16 protein-coding genes are annotated in these 16,491 nt (G+C 64.4%); 10 read left to right on the top strand and 6 right to left on the bottom strand.

What is annotated here, in order from left to right; translation table 11 throughout:
- Positions 1-199 precede the first annotated feature (199 nt).
- Positions 200-964, bottom strand: coding sequence for a TOBE domain-containing protein (locus QRN22_RS22595; RefSeq protein ID WP_042553347.1), 765 nt, complete (start codon positions 962-964; stop codon positions 200-202).
- A 57-nt stretch (positions 965-1,021) separates the two neighbouring features.
- Positions 1,022-1,759 carry a ComFC family protein gene (locus QRN22_RS22590; protein ID WP_042553306.1) on the bottom strand — a complete coding sequence of 246 codons (738 nt, stop codon included), beginning with the start codon at positions 1,757-1,759 and terminating at the stop codon, positions 1,022-1,024.
- An 83-nt stretch (positions 1,760-1,842) separates the two neighbouring features.
- On the opposite strand from QRN22_RS22590, the gene bioB reads away from it, so the two are divergent.
- The 10 genes from bioB (at position 1,843) to QRN22_RS22540 (ending at position 12,792) form a co-directional block, all read left to right on the top strand.
- Positions 1,843-2,895, top strand: a complete 1,053-nt coding sequence (bioB, locus tag QRN22_RS22585; protein ID WP_042553307.1) for a biotin synthase BioB — start codon at positions 1,843-1,845, stop codon at positions 2,893-2,895.
- Between the two features lie 85 nt (positions 2,896-2,980).
- Positions 2,981-4,156, top strand: coding sequence for an 8-amino-7-oxononanoate synthase (gene bioF / locus QRN22_RS22580; protein WP_042553308.1), 1,176 nt, complete (start codon positions 2,981-2,983; stop codon positions 4,154-4,156).
- Positions 4,153-4,872 carry an alpha/beta fold hydrolase gene (locus tag QRN22_RS22575; RefSeq protein ID WP_042553309.1) on the top strand — a complete coding sequence of 240 codons (720 nt, stop codon included), beginning with the start codon at positions 4,153-4,155 and terminating at the stop codon, positions 4,870-4,872. The genes bioF and QRN22_RS22575 overlap by 4 nt, the downstream gene beginning before the upstream one ends.
- Positions 4,856-5,647 (top strand): malonyl-ACP O-methyltransferase BioC, encoded by a 792-nt coding sequence (bioC, locus tag QRN22_RS22570; protein WP_042553310.1) that lies wholly within the window; start codon positions 4,856-4,858, stop codon positions 5,645-5,647. The genes QRN22_RS22575 and bioC overlap by 17 nt, the downstream gene beginning before the upstream one ends.
- Positions 5,644-6,327: a dethiobiotin synthase gene (bioD, locus tag QRN22_RS22565; protein WP_042553311.1), complete on the top strand. Its 684-nt coding sequence runs from the start codon at positions 5,644-5,646 to the stop codon at positions 6,325-6,327. Before bioC ends, bioD begins: the two co-directional genes overlap by 4 nt.
- A gap of 89 nt (positions 6,328-6,416) precedes the next feature.
- A complete protein-coding gene (locus tag QRN22_RS22560) occupies positions 6,417-6,683 on the top strand; it encodes a hypothetical protein (protein WP_042553312.1) in 267 nt (88 codons plus the stop codon).
- Between the two features lie 42 nt (positions 6,684-6,725).
- Complete coding sequence (locus QRN22_RS22555) at positions 6,726-7,469, top strand: putative metalloprotease CJM1_0395 family protein (RefSeq protein WP_042553313.1); 744 nt, start codon at positions 6,726-6,728, stop codon at positions 7,467-7,469.
- A 160-nt stretch (positions 7,470-7,629) separates the two neighbouring features.
- The gene (locus tag QRN22_RS22550) at positions 7,630-9,435 is read left to right on the top strand and encodes a phenylacyl-CoA dehydrogenase (RefSeq protein WP_042553314.1); all 1,806 of its coding nucleotides are present in this window, start codon (positions 7,630-7,632) and stop codon (positions 9,433-9,435) included.
- A gap of 182 nt (positions 9,436-9,617) precedes the next feature.
- Positions 9,618-10,907 (top strand): GGDEF domain-containing protein, encoded by a 1,290-nt coding sequence (locus tag QRN22_RS22545; RefSeq protein ID WP_042553315.1) that lies wholly within the window; start codon positions 9,618-9,620, stop codon positions 10,905-10,907.
- Positions 10,908-11,013: 106 nt separating this feature from the next.
- The gene (locus QRN22_RS22540; protein ID WP_042553316.1) at positions 11,014-12,792 is read left to right on the top strand and encodes an acyl-CoA dehydrogenase C-terminal domain-containing protein; all 1,779 of its coding nucleotides are present in this window, start codon (positions 11,014-11,016) and stop codon (positions 12,790-12,792) included.
- Between the two features lie 356 nt (positions 12,793-13,148).
- Here the strand turns inward: QRN22_RS22540 and QRN22_RS22535 are convergent, their stop codons facing one another.
- The 4 genes from QRN22_RS22535 to QRN22_RS22520 are packed head-to-tail and all read right to left on the bottom strand — an operon-like array spanning position 13,149 to position 16,490.
- On the bottom strand, positions 13,149-13,538 hold the full coding sequence (locus QRN22_RS22535) for a YkvA family protein (protein ID WP_042553317.1): 390 nt from the start codon (positions 13,536-13,538) through the stop codon (positions 13,149-13,151).
- Positions 13,535-14,671: an ABC transporter substrate-binding protein gene (locus QRN22_RS22530; RefSeq protein ID WP_052493772.1), complete on the bottom strand. Its 1,137-nt coding sequence runs from the start codon at positions 14,669-14,671 to the stop codon at positions 13,535-13,537. The genes QRN22_RS22535 and QRN22_RS22530 overlap by 4 nt, the downstream gene beginning before the upstream one ends.
- Positions 14,668-15,441, bottom strand: a complete 774-nt coding sequence (locus QRN22_RS22525; protein WP_042553318.1) for an ABC transporter ATP-binding protein — start codon at positions 15,439-15,441, stop codon at positions 14,668-14,670. Before QRN22_RS22525 ends, QRN22_RS22530 begins: the two co-directional genes overlap by 4 nt.
- Entirely contained in the window at positions 15,438-16,490 is a 1,053-nt protein-coding gene (locus tag QRN22_RS22520) for a FecCD family ABC transporter permease (RefSeq protein ID WP_042553319.1), read from the bottom strand. The genes QRN22_RS22525 and QRN22_RS22520 overlap by 4 nt, the downstream gene beginning before the upstream one ends.
- Position 16,491: the final 1 nt, after the last annotated feature.

The following is a 16,491-nucleotide window of genomic DNA, read 5'->3' as shown; positions in this document are numbered from 1 at the left end:
AAGCGCCACCCTACGGTTCATGCGCCTTGGGAGTAGGGTGGGCTTCAGCCCACCACCAATACCCCCACGGCCCGGAGCTTCGAAGCGCATGCTTTGAACAGTCAGCCACCATCGGCGTTGAATGGCTTTGGTGGGCTAAAGCGCCACCCTACGGTTGATGCACCTGGGGAGTAGGGTGGGTTTCAGCCCGCCAATCGCATCAGACCTGCGTCCCCAGCAACACATGGCTGGCTGCAAACTGGGCGCGTACCGGGCTGCCCGCACCCAGCCCCTGCCGGGTGAGCTGTTCGGCGCAGGCCTGGGCGCACAGCGTTTGCCCGTTGGGCAGGGCGATGCGCACCTCGCAGGGGCCATCGGCCTCGGGCAGGATCTGTTCGATGGTCCCCACTAGCGCGTTAAGGCTCGGGTCGGCTTCCTGGTCCAGCCCGCTGAGCTGCAGCCAGCCGGCCTTGATCAGCACCATCAAGGGCACCCCATCCTGCAGTTGCAGGTGAGCGGTGCTGCTGTGGGTAATCTGCGCCTGGATCGACGAGCCTCCGGGCAGTTCGATCTCGATCAGGTCGTTGCCGCCTTGGCGCTGGATCGCCTGTACCCGACCGCTGAGCTGGTTGCGCGCGCTGGTACGCAGCATCAGCCGGCCGAGCACTTGCAGGTCGGCGTCGTCTTCGGCGGCCTGCAGCACTTCGGCCTGAATGGCCTGCAGGCGCTGGTGCAACTGCAGCAGACGCTCCCCGGCTGGCGTCAGCCGAGTACCCCCACCGCCCTTGCCGCCTACGCTGCGAGCGACCAGGGGTTGATCGGCCAGGTTGTTCAGCTCGTCGATGGCGTCCCAGGCCGCCTTGTAGCTCATGCCGGCGGCCTTGGCCGCGCGGGTGATCGAGCCCTGCGCGGCGATCTGTTCGAGCAGCGCGATGCGCTGCGGGCGGCGGGTAACGTGTTGGGCGAGCAGCGAGAGGGTGGTCATGGGCAGGGCAGCGGTAATCACGACGGCTGGCCACTGTGCGTGACGCTCCAGCCCTCGTCAATGATCCCCGGGCGCGGGCGTACGGGCCAGGCAATAGACATCCACGCGCGCCGCCCCGGCGCGAATCAGCAGGCGGGCAAGCTGCTGCGCCGTGGCGCCGGTAGTCAGCACGTCATCGATCAGCGCAACGTGCCGCTTCTTCACCTGCGCCTGGGGGCTGACCGCAAAGGCGCCACGCAGATTGCGCCGACGGGCGACGGCATCGAGTTTCTGTTGGGCGGGTGTATCGCCAATGCGCTGCAGCCACTCGCTGCGCTGAGGAATCTGCACGGCTTGGCCAATCACCTGAGCGAGCATCTGCGCCTGGTTGAAACCGCGTTGGCGCTGGCGTTTGGGCGAAAGCGGCACGGGCAACAATACGTCCGGCCTGGGCAGCCCTTCGCCGAAGGCGTGCACCAGATGGCGGGCGAGCAGATCACCGAGTAACCGGCCGATGGGCCAGCGAGCCTGATGCTTGAAGCGATTGATCAGGGCGTCCACCGGAAACGCATAGCGCCACGGGGCCTCGACCCTGCTGAATGCAGGCGGGCGCTTCAGGCAGTTGCCGCAGACAAGGCCGTCGACAGCAAGCGGCAGGGCGCAGATCTGGCAGCGCGGCCCCAGCCATGGGAGCTCCGCATCGCACTCGGCGCACAGCGGCAAAGGCGTATCCACCCGCTCATCACAGAGCGAGCAGGTTTGTTTTATTTTTAACCAGTTGTAAACCTTGATAAATGCATATGGTTGACAGTGCATGATGCTTCCTTAACTATGCCGCACATCCGTGTAGGGTCTGCTTTCGACTGTAGCAGGCCGCCTGTAGATAAGGACTTGCCCCCATGAGCGCTAGTACCGCCGCCACCCTGCGTCACGATTGGAGCCTGAAGGAAGTTCGGGCGCTGTTCGAGCAACCGTTCAACGACCTGCTGTTCCATGCCCAGACCGTGCACCGCGCGCATTTCGATGCCAACCGTGTGCAGGTCTCGACGCTGCTGTCGATCAAGACCGGGGCCTGTCCCGAAGACTGCAAGTACTGTCCGCAGTCCGGCCACTACAACACCGGTCTGGACAAGCAGAAGCTGATGGAAGTGCAGAAGGTGCTGGAGGCCGCGGCCGAGGCCAAGGCTATCGGTTCGACCCGGTTCTGCATGGGCGCGGCCTGGAAGCATCCGTCCGCCAAGGACATGCCCTACGTGCTGAAGATGGTCGAAGGCGTGAAGGCCCTGGGCCTGGAAACCTGCATGACCCTGGGCAAGCTCGACAAGGAACAGACCGCTGCCCTGGCCGAGGCGGGCCTCGACTACTACAACCACAACCTCGATACCTCGCCGGAGTTCTACGGCAGCATCATCACCACCCGCACCTACTCCGAGCGCCTGCAGACGCTGGCTTACGTGCGTGACGCCGGCATGAAGATCTGCTCCGGCGGCATTCTCGGCATGGGCGAGTCGCTGGATGACCGCGCCGGCCTGCTGATCCAGCTGGCCAACCTGCCGGAGCACCCGGAGTCGGTGCCCATCAACATGCTGGTCAAGGTCGAGGGCACGCCGCTGGCCAATGAGGAAGATGTCGACCCCTTCGACTTCATCCGCATGCTGGCGGTGGCGCGCATCATGATGCCGAAATCCCATGTGCGCCTGTCCGCCGGGCGTGAGGCGATGAACGAGCAGATGCAGGCCCTGGCGTTCTTCGCTGGCGCCAACTCGATTTTCTACGGCGAAAAACTGCTGACCACTGCCAACCCTCAGGCTGACAAGGACATGCAGCTGTTCGCACGCCTGGGCATTCAGCCCGAAGCGCGCGAGGAGCACGCCGACGAGGTGCACCAGGCGGCCATCGAGCAGGCGCTGGTCGAGCAGCGCGACTCGCGGCTGTTCTACAACGCGGTCTGAGAACAGCCACAAGCGACGAGCATCGCGGCGCGATCTGAATGGTTGCGCCGCTTGAAGCTTGTGGCTTGCAGCCTGGAGCTTTTGCATGCCTTTCGATCTTGCCGCTCGCCTGGCCGAGCGGCGTGCCGCCGATCTCTATCGACAGCGCCCGCTGCTAGGCAGCCCGCAAGGGCCGCTGGTGGAGGTGGACGGGCGCCAGTTGCTGGCGTTCTGTTCCAACGATTATCTCGGCCTGGCCAACCATCCGCTGGTGGTCGAGGCCTGGCGGGCTGGCGCCCAACGTTGGGGGGTCGGTGGTGGCGCTTCGCATCTGGTGATCGGCCACAGCACGCCGCACCATGAACTGGAAGAAGCCCTGGCCGATTTCACCGGCCGCCCCCGCGCATTGCTGTTTTCCACCGGCTACATGGCCAACCTCGGCGCCGTCACGGCGCTGGTCGGCAAAGGCGATACGGTACTCGAAGATCGACTCAACCACGCGTCATTGCTGGATGCTGGCCTGCTCAGCGGCGCGCGTTTCTCGCGCTACCTGCATAACGACCGTGGCAGCCTCGCTACGCGCCTGGGCAAGGCCGAGGGCAATACCCTGGTGGTTTGCGACGGCGTCTTCAGCATGGACGGCGATATGGCGGACCTGCCTGCACTGTGCGCCGAGGCACGTCGCAGGGATGCCTGGCTGATGGTCGATGACGCCCATGGCTTCGGCACCCTGGGCGCAACGGGCGGTGGTGTGGTCGAGCATTTCGGCCTCGGCATCAGCGACGTGCCGGTACTGGTCGGCACCCTGGGCAAGGCGTTCGGTACCGCTGGCGCCTTCGTCGCTGGCAGCGACGATCTGATCGATACCCTGGTGCAGTTCGCCAGGCCATACATCTACACCACCAGTCAGCCGCCGGCGTTGGCCTGTGCCACCCTGAAGAGTCTCGAACTGCTGCGCAGCGAGCACTGGCGACGTGAGCACCTGGCCGCACTGATCCGTCGATTCCGCGAGGGCGCCGCGAGCATCGGTCTGCAACTGATGGACAGTGATACGCCGATCCAGCCGATCCTGGTCGGCGATAGCGGCCGCGCCGTCGCCTTGTCTCAGGCGCTGCGCGAGCACGGCATGTTGGTCACGGCGATTCGCCCGCCGACCGTGCCGGCAGGCAGCGCGCGGTTGCGGGTCACCCTGTCGGCTGCCCACGAACTCGCCCAGGTCGATCGGCTGCTTGAAGTGCTCGCCCATTGCTGGCTGCAACTGCCGGGAGAGTCGGAACGATGACCGAGCGCCTGATTCTGTTACCCGGCTGGGGGCTCGGCAGTGCGCCGCTGCAGCCGCTCGTCGATGCCCTCGGCTCGCAGTTGCAGGTCGATATCGAGCCGCTACCGCCGCTCGAACATGGGCAACTGGAGCTGTGGCTCGACCAACTGGACGAGCGCCTGCCCCGGGGTGCCTGGCTGGGTGGCTGGTCACTGGGCGGCATGCTCGCCAGCCTGTTGGCAGCACGGCGGGCAGAGGATTGTCCTGGTCTGCTGACGCTGGCCAGCAATGCCTCTTTCATTGCCCGCGAGGGTTGGTCGGCAGCGATGCCGACGGCTACCTTCGAGGCGTTTCACGATTCCTACCGCCAGAACCCGAGCGCAACCCTCAAGCGCTTCGCGATGCTCTGCAGCCAGGGTGCTGCCGATGCTCGGGGGCTGTCCCGTGCATTGCTGGCGCAGGCTGGCGGCGTCGACTCGCTGGCCGGGCTCGACCTGCTTGCTACCCTCGATACCCGACCCGCACTGCTGCAGTTCCAGGGGCCGCAACTTCACCTGTTCGGCACCGCCGATGCGTTGGTACCGGCGGCTGCCGCTGCTGCTGTTCAGGCCGTGCAGCCTGCTGCCCAGGTGCGCAGTGTCGAGGGCGCGAGCCATGGGTTCGCTGTGGAACAGGCCGAGCACGTAGCGGCCATGCTGCTCGGTTTCATGGAGGCGCACGGTGAACGAGCGGCCTGACAAGCGCCGGGTGGCGGCGTCCTTTTCCAGGGCCGCTGGCAGTTATGACAGCGTTGCCGAATTGCAGCGCGATGTGGGGCGGCGGTTGTTGTGGCGGCTGCCGTTGTCCACGCAGCCGGGGCGATGGCTCGACCTTGGCTGTGGTACTGGCCACTTCAGCCGGGCGCTGGGCGAATGGTTCCCCCTTGCACAGGGCATCTCCCTGGACATCGCCGAAGGCATGCTGCAGCACGCTCGGCAACAGGGCGGCGCGCAGTGCCACGTGGCTGGAGACGCCGAGCAGCTGCCACTGCGTGATCAGAGCTGTGATCTGATTTTCTCGAGCCTGGCCTTGCAGTGGTGTGCCGACTTCCAGGCCGTGCTCAGCGAGGCGCGCAGGGTATTGCGACCGGGTGGTGTGCTGGCGTTCAGCAGCCTGTGCGTCGGCACCTTGCAGGAGCTGCGTGACAGCTGGCAGGCCGTGGACGGTTTCGTGCACGTCAACCGCTTCCGCCGCGTCGAGGACTATGAGGCGCTGTGCGCTGCCAGCGGTATGCAGGTGCAGGCGCTGCAGCTTCAGGCGCATCGCCTCCACTACCCGGATCTGCGCAGCCTCACCCACGGCCTCAAGGCGTTGGGGGCGCATAATCTCAACGATGGCCGCCCGGCCGGGCTGACCGGGCGCGCACGCTTGCGCGCGCTCGCCGAGGCTTACGAACAACGGCGCCAGCCCGAGGGACTGCCCTGCACCTACCAGGTCATCTATGGCGTACTGCAAAAGGAGCAGCGCTCATGAGTGCAGCCTATTTCATCACGGGCACCGACACCGAAATCGGCAAGACCACCATCGCCGCCGGCCTGTTGTATGCGGCCCGCGCCGCCGGGCTGTCGACGGCTGCGGCCAAGCCGGTCGCCTCCGGCTGTGTGCTTACCGCAGAGGGGCTGCGCAACGACGACGCGTTGGCACTGCTCGCTCAATGCAGCCTGCCGCTGCGCTATGACGAGGTGAACCCCAATGCCTTCGCACCGGCCATCGCCCCCCATCTGGCGGCGCGCGACGAGGGCGTGCAGCTTGAGGTGCCGGCGTTGAGCGCAGCGGTTCGGGCGATTCTGGGCAAAGGTGCGGACTTCACGCTGGTCGAAGGTGCCGGTGGCTGGCGCGTACCACTGACGGGCGCGGCCAACCTGTCGGACCTGGCTCGGGCACTGGAGCTTCCGGTGATTCTGGTGGTCGGCGTACGCCTGGGCTGCATCAACCATGCGCTACTGACCGCCGAGGCGATCCTGGGCGATGGCTTGCCGCTCGCTGGCTGGGTGGCCAATATCGTTGACCCGCATGCGGCGCGGCTGCAGGACAATCTCGATACCCTGAGCGAGCGTTTGCCCGCACCTTGCATCGGCGAGGTGCCGCACTTGTCAGCGGCTTTGCCGGAGCGGGTGGCGCAGTACCTCGATTTATCGCGAATGATGCTATAAAGCCAGCTCATGCATTATTTTTGGCTGTACATTTTTTAAGCGGCTTCTGCTTAAATACATGCCATAGGTCCCTGCACCAGGAGACGTCCATGCAGATCTCATCCACCAGCGCATTCAACGCTGGCATCAATACCATTCAATCCGGCCAGCGTCGCGTCGATCAGGCTGCCGGTGAAATCGCCAGAGCGCCGGTGATTGCCGAGCGCGCGCAGGCCAACGAGCCCTCGGCTGCCCGCTCCGATATCGCCGATAACATGGTCGAGATGCGCGTCGGTCAATATGAAGCTCAGGCTGGCGCTCGTGTCGTTCAGACGGCGGACAAGGTGCTGGGCACCTTGATCGACGTCACCGCCTAATCGTCGCGCCTTCGGGCGCTCGGTTCCAGGAGGGAGGATGACATGCAAGTTTCTGGCTTCTCTCCCTCTTACTATCCTGTACTTCCTGCCGCGACCGCCGTTCCACGCCCCGTCGATTCCTCCAGCTCCCCTGATTTGGCCCGCGCCGCTTTTGCGCCTGTGGCGTCTAGTGCTGAGTCCGATTCCTCAAAAGCTGCAACCGGGCAGGAGGAACAGGACAAGTCAGAAGACTCCTCTGCTACCGCCAAACCAGGCGAGCCCCGCACTCCTCAGGAAGAGCAGGAGTTGCAGTTGGTCATTTCCGAGTTGGTCAACCGGGATCGTGAGGTGCGAACCCACGAGCAGGCGCACGCGGCGGTTGGCGGCGTGCACGCTGGCGCACCCACCTACACCTATACCCGTGGCCCGGATGGCAAGCGCTATGCTTCCGGGGGTGAGGTGAGCATCGACGTGGGGGCGGTAGCCAATGATCCTCAGGCCACGCTGAGCAAGATGGAGATCGTGATCCGTGCCGCGCTGGCGCCGGCCGAACCCTCTGCCCAGGATCGCAGCGTCGCCAGCCAGGCGCAGGCACAAATGGCGGTAGCCCGTGCCGAGCTCGCCGCACAGCAGCGCAGCGAAGCCGAGGAGGCGAAGGCACCTGCCGACGAAACGGATCAGGAAAGCGACGACCCGTCAGTCACGTCCGCCGATCAGCAGGCCCGCCCGGAGCCCGCCGGGATCAGCCTCTACGCCGCGTTCGCGGCCGATCAGAATCCCTCTGGATCGCTCGATCTGCGCGCTTGAGCGAACGGTGTCGGGCCTTGACAGTGCCAGGGCGTAAACGTATGTTTCAAACATGTGTTTGAGTCGCTGCGCTGGCAGCCGACTCCATATATGGCCATTCTGCAAACGACCGCCCATCGGTCATCCCAAACATAAGAGACCACCCGCAGAGGTACCCGCTATGCCTGAATACAAGGCCCCCTTGCGTGATATCCGTTTCGTTCGTGACGAACTGCTCGGCTATGAAGCGCACTATCAGAGCCTGCCCGGCTGCCAGGACGCCACGCCAGACATGGTCGATGCCATCCTCGAGGAAGGCGCCAAGTTCTGCGAGCAGGTGCTCTCTCCGCTGAACCGCGTAGGCGATACCGAAGGCTGCACCTGGAGCGAATCCGGTGTGAAAACGCCGACCGGCTTCAAGGAAGCCTACAAGCAGTTCGTCGAAGGCGGCTGGCCCAGCCTGGCCCATGACGTCGAACATGGCGGCCAGGGCCTGCCCGAGTCGCTTGGCCTGGCTGTCAGTGAAATGGTCGGTACCGCCAACTGGTCGTGGGGCATGTACCCCGGCTTGTCCCATGGCGCGATGAACACCATCTCCGCACACGGCACGCCCGAGCAGCAACACACCTACCTGACCAAGCTGGTCTCCGGCGAATGGACCGGCACCATGTGCCTGACCGAAGCCCACTGCGGTACCGACCTGGGCATGCTGCGCACCCGTGCCGAACCTCAGGCCGACGGTTCCTACAAAATCTCCGGCACCAAGATCTTCATCTCGGCCGGTGAGCACGACATGGCCGATAACATCGTGCACATCGTACTGGCTCGCCTGCCGGATGCACCGGCTGGTACCAAGGGTATTTCCCTGTTCATCGTGCCGAAGTTCCTGCCCGGCGCCGAAGGCGGCGTCGGTGAGCGCAACGCGGTGAACTGTGGCTCGCTCGAGCACAAGATGGGCATTCACGGCAACGCCACCTGCGTGATGAACTTCGATGCTGCCACCGGCTTTCTGATCGGCCCGCCGAACAAGGGCCTGAACTGCATGTTCACCTTCATGAACACCGCTCGCCTGGGCACTGCTCTGCAAGGTCTGGCGCATGCCGAACTGGGCTTCCAGGGTGGCATCAAGTACGCCCGTGATCGCCTGCAAATGCGCTCGTTGACTGGCCCGAAAGCGCCGGAAAAAGCCGCCGATCCGATCATCGTGCACCCCGACGTTCGCCGCATGCTGCTGACCATGAAGGCCTTCGCCGAGGGTAATCGGGCGATGGTTTACTTCACCGCCAAGCAGGTGGATATCCTCAAGTACGCCCAGGACGAGGAACAGAAGAAAGCCGCTGATGGCCTGATGGCTTTCCTGACCCCGATCGCCAAGGCGTTCATGACCGAGGTCGGCTTCGAGTCCGCATCCCACGGCATGCAGATCTACGGTGGCCACGGTTTCATCAGCGAGTGGGGCATGGAGCAGAACCTGCGCGACTGCCGCATCTCGATGATGTACGAAGGTACTACCGGTGTTCAGGCCCTCGACCTGCTCGGTCGCAAGGTGCTGATGACTCAGGGCGAAGCGCTCAAGGGCTTCACCAAGATCGTCCACAAGTTCTGCCAGGCCAACGAAGGCAACGAAGCGATCAAGGCGTTCGTTGAGCCGCTGGCCAAGCTGAACAAGGAGTGGGGCGAGCTGACCATGAAGATCGGCATGGCCGCCATGAAGGACCGCGAGGAAGTCGGTGCCGCGTCGGTGGATTACCTGATGTACTCCGGCTACGCCTGCCTGGCTTACTTCTGGGCCGACATGGCGCGTGTCGCCGCCGAGAAGATCGCTTCGGGCGAGGGTGACCAGGCCTTCTACAAGGCCAAGCTGCAGACCGCGCAGTTCTACTATGCACGCATCCTGCCGCGTACCCGCACCCACGTTGCGACCATGCTGTCTGGCGCAAGCAGCCTGATGGACATGAACGAAGAAGACTTCGCTCTGGGTTACTGATTGCCCATGCGATGCAAGAACCGCGGCCCAGTGGGGCGCGGTTTTTTTATGGCTGTCTTTCAGGCTGGCATCGGCTGAGGTGCTGCGGCCCGACCTGCACTGGTGAGATGCTCGGACCTCGTGCGTAGCTGACCAAATACAGGCAGAATGCCAGTCTCTTTCTGGTCATTGCGGAGCTCGTCTTGTCGCGCCTAACCGCCTTGCGCTTGGGACACTTCCTGCCAGCGTTGCTGCTGCTCGGCGGCGGCTTGCTGGCCGCGACTCTGCCAACGCTGACCGACTTCTTCACCTCCCTCTTCAATGTGTTGCCGACCCTGTTGCTGCTGCTCGGTGGCACCTTCTGCGTGGTCTACGGCCGGCAACGCGAGCTGTTCCTGCTGCTGGTGCTCTATCTGGGTTACTTCGTGCTCGACGAGCAGGCCGATCATTACCGCGATTTCGGTCAGGTGCGCGATGATGCGGCCCTGGTCTTTCACCTCTGCAGCCTGCTGTTGCCGATGCTCTATGGGTTGTTCGCTCTGTGGCGAGAGCGCACCCACCTGATCCAGGATCTGGTCGCCCGCCTTGCGGTGCTGCTGGCGGTTTGTGCCGTGGCCGCTGCGCTTGCGCGACGCTATCCGCAAGCGCTCGAGCAGTGGTTGTCGGTGATCCGCTGGCCCGCCCTGCATGCCGAGTGGATGAGCCTCGTGCAACTGGCCTATCCGCTGTTCCTGCTGGTCATCGTCGCACTGCTGGTGCAGTACCTGCGCACGCCTCGCCCGGTACACGCGGTGCAGTGCGTCGGGGTGATCGCTCTGTTATGGATGCTGCCCAATACCTTCATCCAGCCTCATGCGCTGCAGGTGATGTCCAGCGTGGTGATGCTGATGATCGTCGTCGGCGTGGCGCACGAGGCCTACCAGATGGCCTTCCGAGACGAGCTCACCGGGTTGCCCGGGCGTCGGGCGCTTAACGAGCGGCTGCAGCGCTTGGGGCGCAGCTACGTGCTCGCCATGGCGGATGTCGATCACTTCAAGAAATTCAACGATACCCATGGTCACGATGTTGGCGATCAGGTGCTGCGTGTGGTCGCCAGCCAGCTGCGCAAGGTCGGCGGCGGTGGCAAGGTCTACCGCTACGGCGGCGAGGAATTCACCCTGGTGTTTCCCGGCAAGACCATCGAACAGTGCCTGCCGCATCTGGAAGCGATACGCCAGACCGTCGAACGCTACCGGATTCAGTTGCGCGATGGCCAGCAGCGCCCGAACGACGACCAGTTGGGGCGTCAGCGCCGCCGGGGTTCCGCTGCCACCCATGTGTCCGTGACGGTGAGTATCGGGGTGGCTCAGCGTGGCGAGGAGCAGCGCAGCGTGGAGGAGGTTCTCAAGGCCGCCGACAAGGCCCTCTATGGTGCCAAGAGCGCAGGGCGCAACTGCGTGAGCAGTCAGGTTCAGCGGCGCGGCGCGGTCAAGTTGAAGGCCGAGCGCGGCTGATCGTCTGTGTGATCGATCAGTGGCTGACCGGTCACGACACGACCCTATGTGTCTGAAAAGTTGTTGGGCTAGACTCGGCTTCTGAACGTGCTACCGAGGACTTCCCATGGCCGATTACAAAGCTCCCCTGCGTGACATGCGCTTCGTGCTCAACGAGGTTTTACAGGTCTCAACATTGTGGGCGCAGTTGCCAGCCCTGGCCGAGGTCGTCGATGAGGAGACCGCCAACGCGATCCTCGAAGAAGCGGGCAAGATCACCGCAGGCATGATCGCGCCCTTGAACCGGGCGAGTGACGAAGAGGGCTGTTCGTGGGCCGATGGCGTGGTCACCACGCCAGCCGGATTCATCGAGGCCTACAGGGCGTATGCCGAGGGTGGCTGGGTCGGTGTCGGTGGCGATCCGCAGTTCGGCGGCATGGGCATGCCCAAGGTGATATCTGCCCAGGTCGAGGAAATGGTCAACTCGTCCAGCCTGTCGTTCGGCCTCTACCCGATGCTCACGGCCGGAGCCTGTCTGTCGATCAATGCACACGCCAGCGAAGAGCTGAAGCAGGCTTATCTGCCGAACATGTATGCCGGCGTCTGGGCCGGTTCCATGTGCCTGACCGAGCCCCATGCCGGTACCGATCTGGGCATCATCCGTACCAAGGCCGAGCCTCAGGCCGATGGCAGCTACAAGGTCAGCGGCACCAAGATCTTCATCACCGGTGGTGAGCACGATCTGACCGAGAACATCATTCACCTGGTGCTGGCCAAGCTGCCAGATGCACCGGCTGGCCCCAAGGGCATTTCGCTGTTCCTGGTGCCCAAGTTCATGGTCAATGCCGATGGCTCGCTGGGTGAGCGCAACGCGCTGTCCTGTGGCTCCATCGAGCACAAGATGGGCATTAAGGCATCGAGTACCTGTGTAATGAACTTCGATGGTGCCACCGGTTACATCATCGACGCGCCGAACCGCGGCCTGGCCGCCATGTTCACCATGATGAATTACGAGCGACTGGGGGTCGGCATCCAGGGGCTGTCGACCGGTGAGCGTTCCTACCAGAGCGCCATCGAATATGCCCGCGAGCGTATCCAGAGCCGTGCGCCAACTGGTGCCGTGGCCAAGGACAAGGCGGCCGACCCGATCATCGTCCATCCGGATGTGCGCCGTATGTTGCTGACCATGAAGGCCCTCAACGAGGGTGGACGTGCCTTCTCCAGCTACGTCGCCATGCAGCTCGACACCGCCAAGTTCAGCGAAGATGCGATCACCCGCAAGCGCGCCGAAGAACTGGTGGCGCTGCTGACTCCGGTGGCCAAGGCGTTCCTGACCGATCTCGGCCTGGAAACCACCCTTCACGGCCAGCAGGTGTTCGGTGGGCATGGCTACGTGCGGGAGTGGGGCCAGGAACAACTGGTTCGCGACTGCCGCATCACGCAGATCTACGAAGGCACCAATGGTATCCAGGCGCTGGATCTGGTCGGTCGCAAGGTGGTTGGCAGTGGTGGCGCCTTCTCCCAGCATTTCACCGATGAGATTCGTGCCTTCGCCAGCGCCGCGGATGCTCCGCCTGCCGAGTTCAGCGAGCCGCTGCTGGCCGCGGTCGCCATTCTGGAGGCGCAAACCACGGCACTGCTCGAGCGCGCACGGAGCAACCCCAACGAGATCGGCGCGGCCTCGGTGGAGTACCTGCACCTGTTCGGTTACACCGCCTACGCCTACATGTGGGCAATGATGGCCAAGGCGGCACTGGGCAAGGAAGGGCAGGAGGATTTCTACGCCAGCAAGCTGGGCACCGCGCGTTTCTACTTCGCTCGCCTGCTGCCACGCATCCATTCCCTGAGTGCGTCGGTGAGCGCTGGCAGCGAGAGCCTGTACCTGCTCGATGCCGAGCAGTTCTGACGGGGTGTGGTCCGCGCTGTCGTTGGTCTGCAGCGTGTAGGCCAATGCTTACACGCAGTTCTGCCTTTAGCCACTATTGGCATTTGCAGGCGAAGCGTAATCTTCACTTCAAGGACTTAGCGCAGGAAGCGCACTGAAACAGACAGGGATACGTGGGACGCTGCCAGGATGGCGTGCTGATCAAGGATGTCAGGATACAGACTGAAAAACCCCGCCTCGGCGGGGTTTTCTTTTTGGGGCGAATAAAGTCAGTCTCACCCGATGACGTGTTTCATGGCCGCTGCCGATGCATTGCCTATCGTCCAACTGCCAGCCCGCCTGCCGAGGCGTCGGCCCTGCTCTTCATCTGATCGTTGTCATCCTCGAAGCCCGCGCCAGACCAGTGCTGCGAGCAGCACCCAGAGCGCCACGATGATTGCCGCCGCCACCCAGCGACCACGCCCGCCGATGCGCGTGTCGGCCAGGCGTTCGGCTTGCGGGCGACAACGCTGGATCAACTCGGCAGGCGTCAGGCGCACGGCCAGAGCGATGCCCAGCGGCAACAGCAGCAAGTCGTCGAGCAGGCCGAGCACCGGAATGAAATCCGGGATCAGGTCCACCGGGCTGACGGCATACAACACCACGGCGATGCCCACCAGCTTGGCTGGCCAGGGCATGTCGGGCTGACGGCAGCAGAGCCAGAGCAGGATGATCTGACGTTTGAGCGCCTTGGCCCATGTGCGCAGGGTGCTTAGCAGGGTTTTCATGGGGTTGCCTCATCGATGCCGCAGTGGCGGGCGGAGAATACCAGTGGCGCGTCGGGTAGTTCGGTGAAGCGAGCGATCCAGGCGCGATAGCTGGCCTGCGCATCGAGGTCGGCGAAGGCTTGCGGCCAGAGCATGCTGGCCAGGTATTCGACGCCGATGACGTTGAACACGCTGTTGTAGAACTGATGGTAAAGGCCATGGACGCAGTGGTTCGGCGCCTTGCGGACGCGCTCGAAGCCCGGCCGTTGCAGCAGGCGGTGAAGATGATCCTGCACGGCGCCTGGGTCGGCACGATAGCCGAATGGCAAAGCACCCACGCCTTCACGCAGGCGCTGAGTGCCGGTCATCACGTAATGATCCGGTTTGCTGCGGATAAGCATCTCCAGGGCGACGTCTCCGGAGTCGCCAAGCAGCAGCCGCGAGCCCAGATTGGTCGCGCCGAGCGCCTTGACCATCGCCCCCCAGCCCTTGTCGCCCTGGGTATGGCAACAGCTACCGCTGCCGGCCTGGCCCGCTCGGGCTTCGATGAACACCCGGGGTTTGGGGAGGTCACGGCTGCGTCGCTGCAAGTCGTGGAGTTTTGCCTGATAGGCGTCGACGTAGGCCCGCGCGCGAGCCTGGCGATTCAGTACGTCACCGAGCAGCAACAGGCTGCGCGGTACGTTGCGTAGCGGGTCATCCTGGCTGTCGACGTAGATCAACGGGATGCCCAGGCGTTCGAGCAGGCTGCCAAGCACGCTGTTTTCCACGGCCGGCCGGGCCTCCAGACGCACCACCAGCAAGTCCGGGTGAAGGCGAATGACGCGCTCGATATCCACATCCCCGGCGGAGGAAAAGCCCAGTGTCGGTATCTGGGCGGCAGCTGGCCAGCGTTCCATCAGCAGTTGCCAGAGGCTGGGATCCGAGCCGCGCAGGTTGTTGTTGAAGGCCACCACGCGGGCCAGTGGCGCTTCACGTTCGAGAATGGCCAGGGCCAGCAGGTCATTGCTGTCCTGCAGCAGGATCCGCTGCGGCGGTGCCTCGATGCGCACCTCACGGCCGGCGAGGTCGATCACGGTGCGTGGATAGTCATCGGCCTGGACGGCAGCGCCCGTCAGCAGCAGGATCACCGACAGCGCAGCACGAAGCGTCACAGCGAAGCATCCACGGCAATTTGCAGGTGCCCACGGCTGCAGGTTTCGACCCGAGCATCGACCTTGTAGACGTTCGCCAGCAGCGACGGGGTGAGCGTTTCCTGTGGGCCGCCGGTGGCCTGCACGCGGCCATTGGCGAGCACCACCAGGCGATCCGCCCAGCGCGCGGCGAGGGCCAGGTCATGCAGCACCACGACGACGATGCGGCCCTGGTCGGCGAGACCGCGCACGGTCCCCATCACCCGGTTCTGGTGGTGCAGGTCGAGGGCGCTGGTGGGTTCGTCGAGCAGCAGCAGCGATGGCTCGCGAATCATCGCCTGGGCCAGGCTCACCAATTGCCGCTGGCCTCCGGACAACTGCTCGAGCGGGCGCATGGCCAGGTGCACGATGCCAAGCTGCTCCAGCACGCCATGGGCTCGCTGTATGGCGCCCGGCGTTTGACCAGTCTGCCCGGCATGCAGAGCGCCGAGCAGGGTTTCCAGTACGCTCATGGCGATACCATCGGGCAATTGCTGGGGCATGAAACCCATCTGCTGCGCGCGCTCGCGGCGCGAGCAGCGCAGCAGATCGAAGTCGCCCAGGCGCAGGCTGCCGGTCGTGGGCAACAGCCCTGCCAGGCTGCGTAGCAGCGTGGACTTGCCTGCGCCATTGGGGCCGACCAGCGCCACCAGTGTCCCCGGCTCGATGGCGGGCAGATCGATGCCATGGAGAATCCGCGTGCCACGGCAGTGCACCTGCAGCCCGGCAATCGTCAGGGCCGGCGCAGTCATGGGCGCCGCCCCTGGCGCAGCAGCAGCGTCATGAACAGCGGCACGCCGATCAGTGCGGTGACGATACCCACCGGCAGGATCACGCCAGGAATCACCAGCTTGCTGGCGATCGAGGCGAGGGACATCACCAGTGCACCGACCAGCGCGCTGACCGGCAGGAAGAAGCGGTGATCTTCGCCGATCAGCAGGCGTGCGATATGCGGGCCGACCAGGCCGATGAAACCGATGGTGCCGACGAAGGCCACCGCCGTGGCGGCCAGCAGGCTGATGCGCAGCAGCGAGCCGAAACGCAGGCGGCCGACATCGATACCCAGGGTCAGCGCACGCTCCTCGCCGAGGCGCAGGGCGGTCAGTGGCCAGGCCGCGCGCAGGCTGAAGGGAATGGTCAGCACCACCACCAGCGCCAGGGTCTGCACGGCAGGCCAACTGGAGCGGGTCAGGCTGCCGAGGCTCCAGAACACCAGTTGTTGCAGGGCGTCGGGTGAGGCGATGTATTGCAGCAGAGCGACCAGCGCGTTGTAGCAGAACACCAGCGCGATACCGAACAGCAGCAGGGTCTGCACGCCGCCAGCCAGGCGCGCGACGCCCTGTAGCAGGAGCACCGAGGCGAAGGCGAAGAAGAAGGCGTTCAGGGTCACCAGGGCGCTATCCGGTACACCGGGAATGCCCAGGTTGAGGACGATGGCCAGCGCCGCTCCGAGCGAGGCGGCGGAGGACAGACCGAGGGTGAAGGGATCGGCCAGGGGATTACCCAACACGGTCTGCATTTCCGCACCGGCCAGCGAGAGGGCCACGCCGACCAGCACCGCCATCAACGCGAAGGGCAGCCGCAGTTCGCGGACGATCACCTGCGTGTCGATATCCACCATCTGGGGTGTGAACAGCGCACCCAGCACTTCACCAGGCGAAAACAGCGTGGAGCCGATGGCGATATCCAGCACCAGGCTGATGAACACCGCCACCAGCAGTGCCGCGCAGATCAGCAGACGCTTGTGCAGCACCCGCCCGTACGCCGCGGCCAGCTCCCGGGCCGTGAAGGTGTCGTGCATG

Origin of the sequence: Pseudomonas sp. MEJ086, assembly GCF_030209025.1 — a bacterium.
Classification (GTDB): domain Bacteria; phylum Pseudomonadota; class Gammaproteobacteria; order Pseudomonadales; family Pseudomonadaceae; genus Aquipseudomonas; species Aquipseudomonas fulva_A.
Note: the sequence above shows the minus strand (reverse complement) of the source record. Positions and strands in the feature narration are given on the sequence as shown.

Bases quoted from the DNA above. Each gene is read 5' to 3' on its own strand.
- QRN22_RS22550 (WP_042553314.1), top strand. From the start codon at position 7,630: ATGCCTGAATACAAGGCCCCCTTGCGTGATATCCGTTTCGTTCGTGAC.
- bioD (WP_042553311.1), top strand. From the start codon at position 5,644: ATGAGTGCAGCCTATTTCATCACGGGCACCGACACCGAAATCGGCAAG.
- bioB (WP_042553307.1), top strand. From the start codon at position 1,843: ATGAGCGCTAGTACCGCCGCCACCCTGCGTCACGATTGGAGCCTGAAG.
- QRN22_RS22595 (WP_042553347.1), bottom strand. From the start codon at position 964: ATGACCACCCTCTCGCTGCTCGCCCAACACGTTACCCGCCGCCCGCAG.
- QRN22_RS22560 (WP_042553312.1), top strand. From the start codon at position 6,417: ATGCAGATCTCATCCACCAGCGCATTCAACGCTGGCATCAATACCATT.
- QRN22_RS22520 (WP_042553319.1), bottom strand. From the start codon at position 16,490: ATGCACGACACCTTCACGGCCCGGGAGCTGGCCGCGGCGTACGGGCGG.
- QRN22_RS22555 (WP_042553313.1), top strand. From the start codon at position 6,726: ATGCAAGTTTCTGGCTTCTCTCCCTCTTACTATCCTGTACTTCCTGCC.
- QRN22_RS22540 (WP_042553316.1), top strand. From the start codon at position 11,014: ATGGCCGATTACAAAGCTCCCCTGCGTGACATGCGCTTCGTGCTCAAC.
- QRN22_RS22535 (WP_042553317.1), bottom strand. From the start codon at position 13,538: ATGAAAACCCTGCTAAGCACCCTGCGCACATGGGCCAAGGCGCTCAAA.
- bioF (WP_042553308.1), top strand. From the start codon at position 2,981: ATGCCTTTCGATCTTGCCGCTCGCCTGGCCGAGCGGCGTGCCGCCGAT.
- QRN22_RS22525 (WP_042553318.1), bottom strand. From the start codon at position 15,441: ATGACTGCGCCGGCCCTGACGATTGCCGGGCTGCAGGTGCACTGCCGT.
- QRN22_RS22575 (WP_042553309.1), top strand. From the start codon at position 4,153: ATGACCGAGCGCCTGATTCTGTTACCCGGCTGGGGGCTCGGCAGTGCG.
- QRN22_RS22590 (WP_042553306.1), bottom strand. From the start codon at position 1,759: ATGCACTGTCAACCATATGCATTTATCAAGGTTTACAACTGGTTAAAA.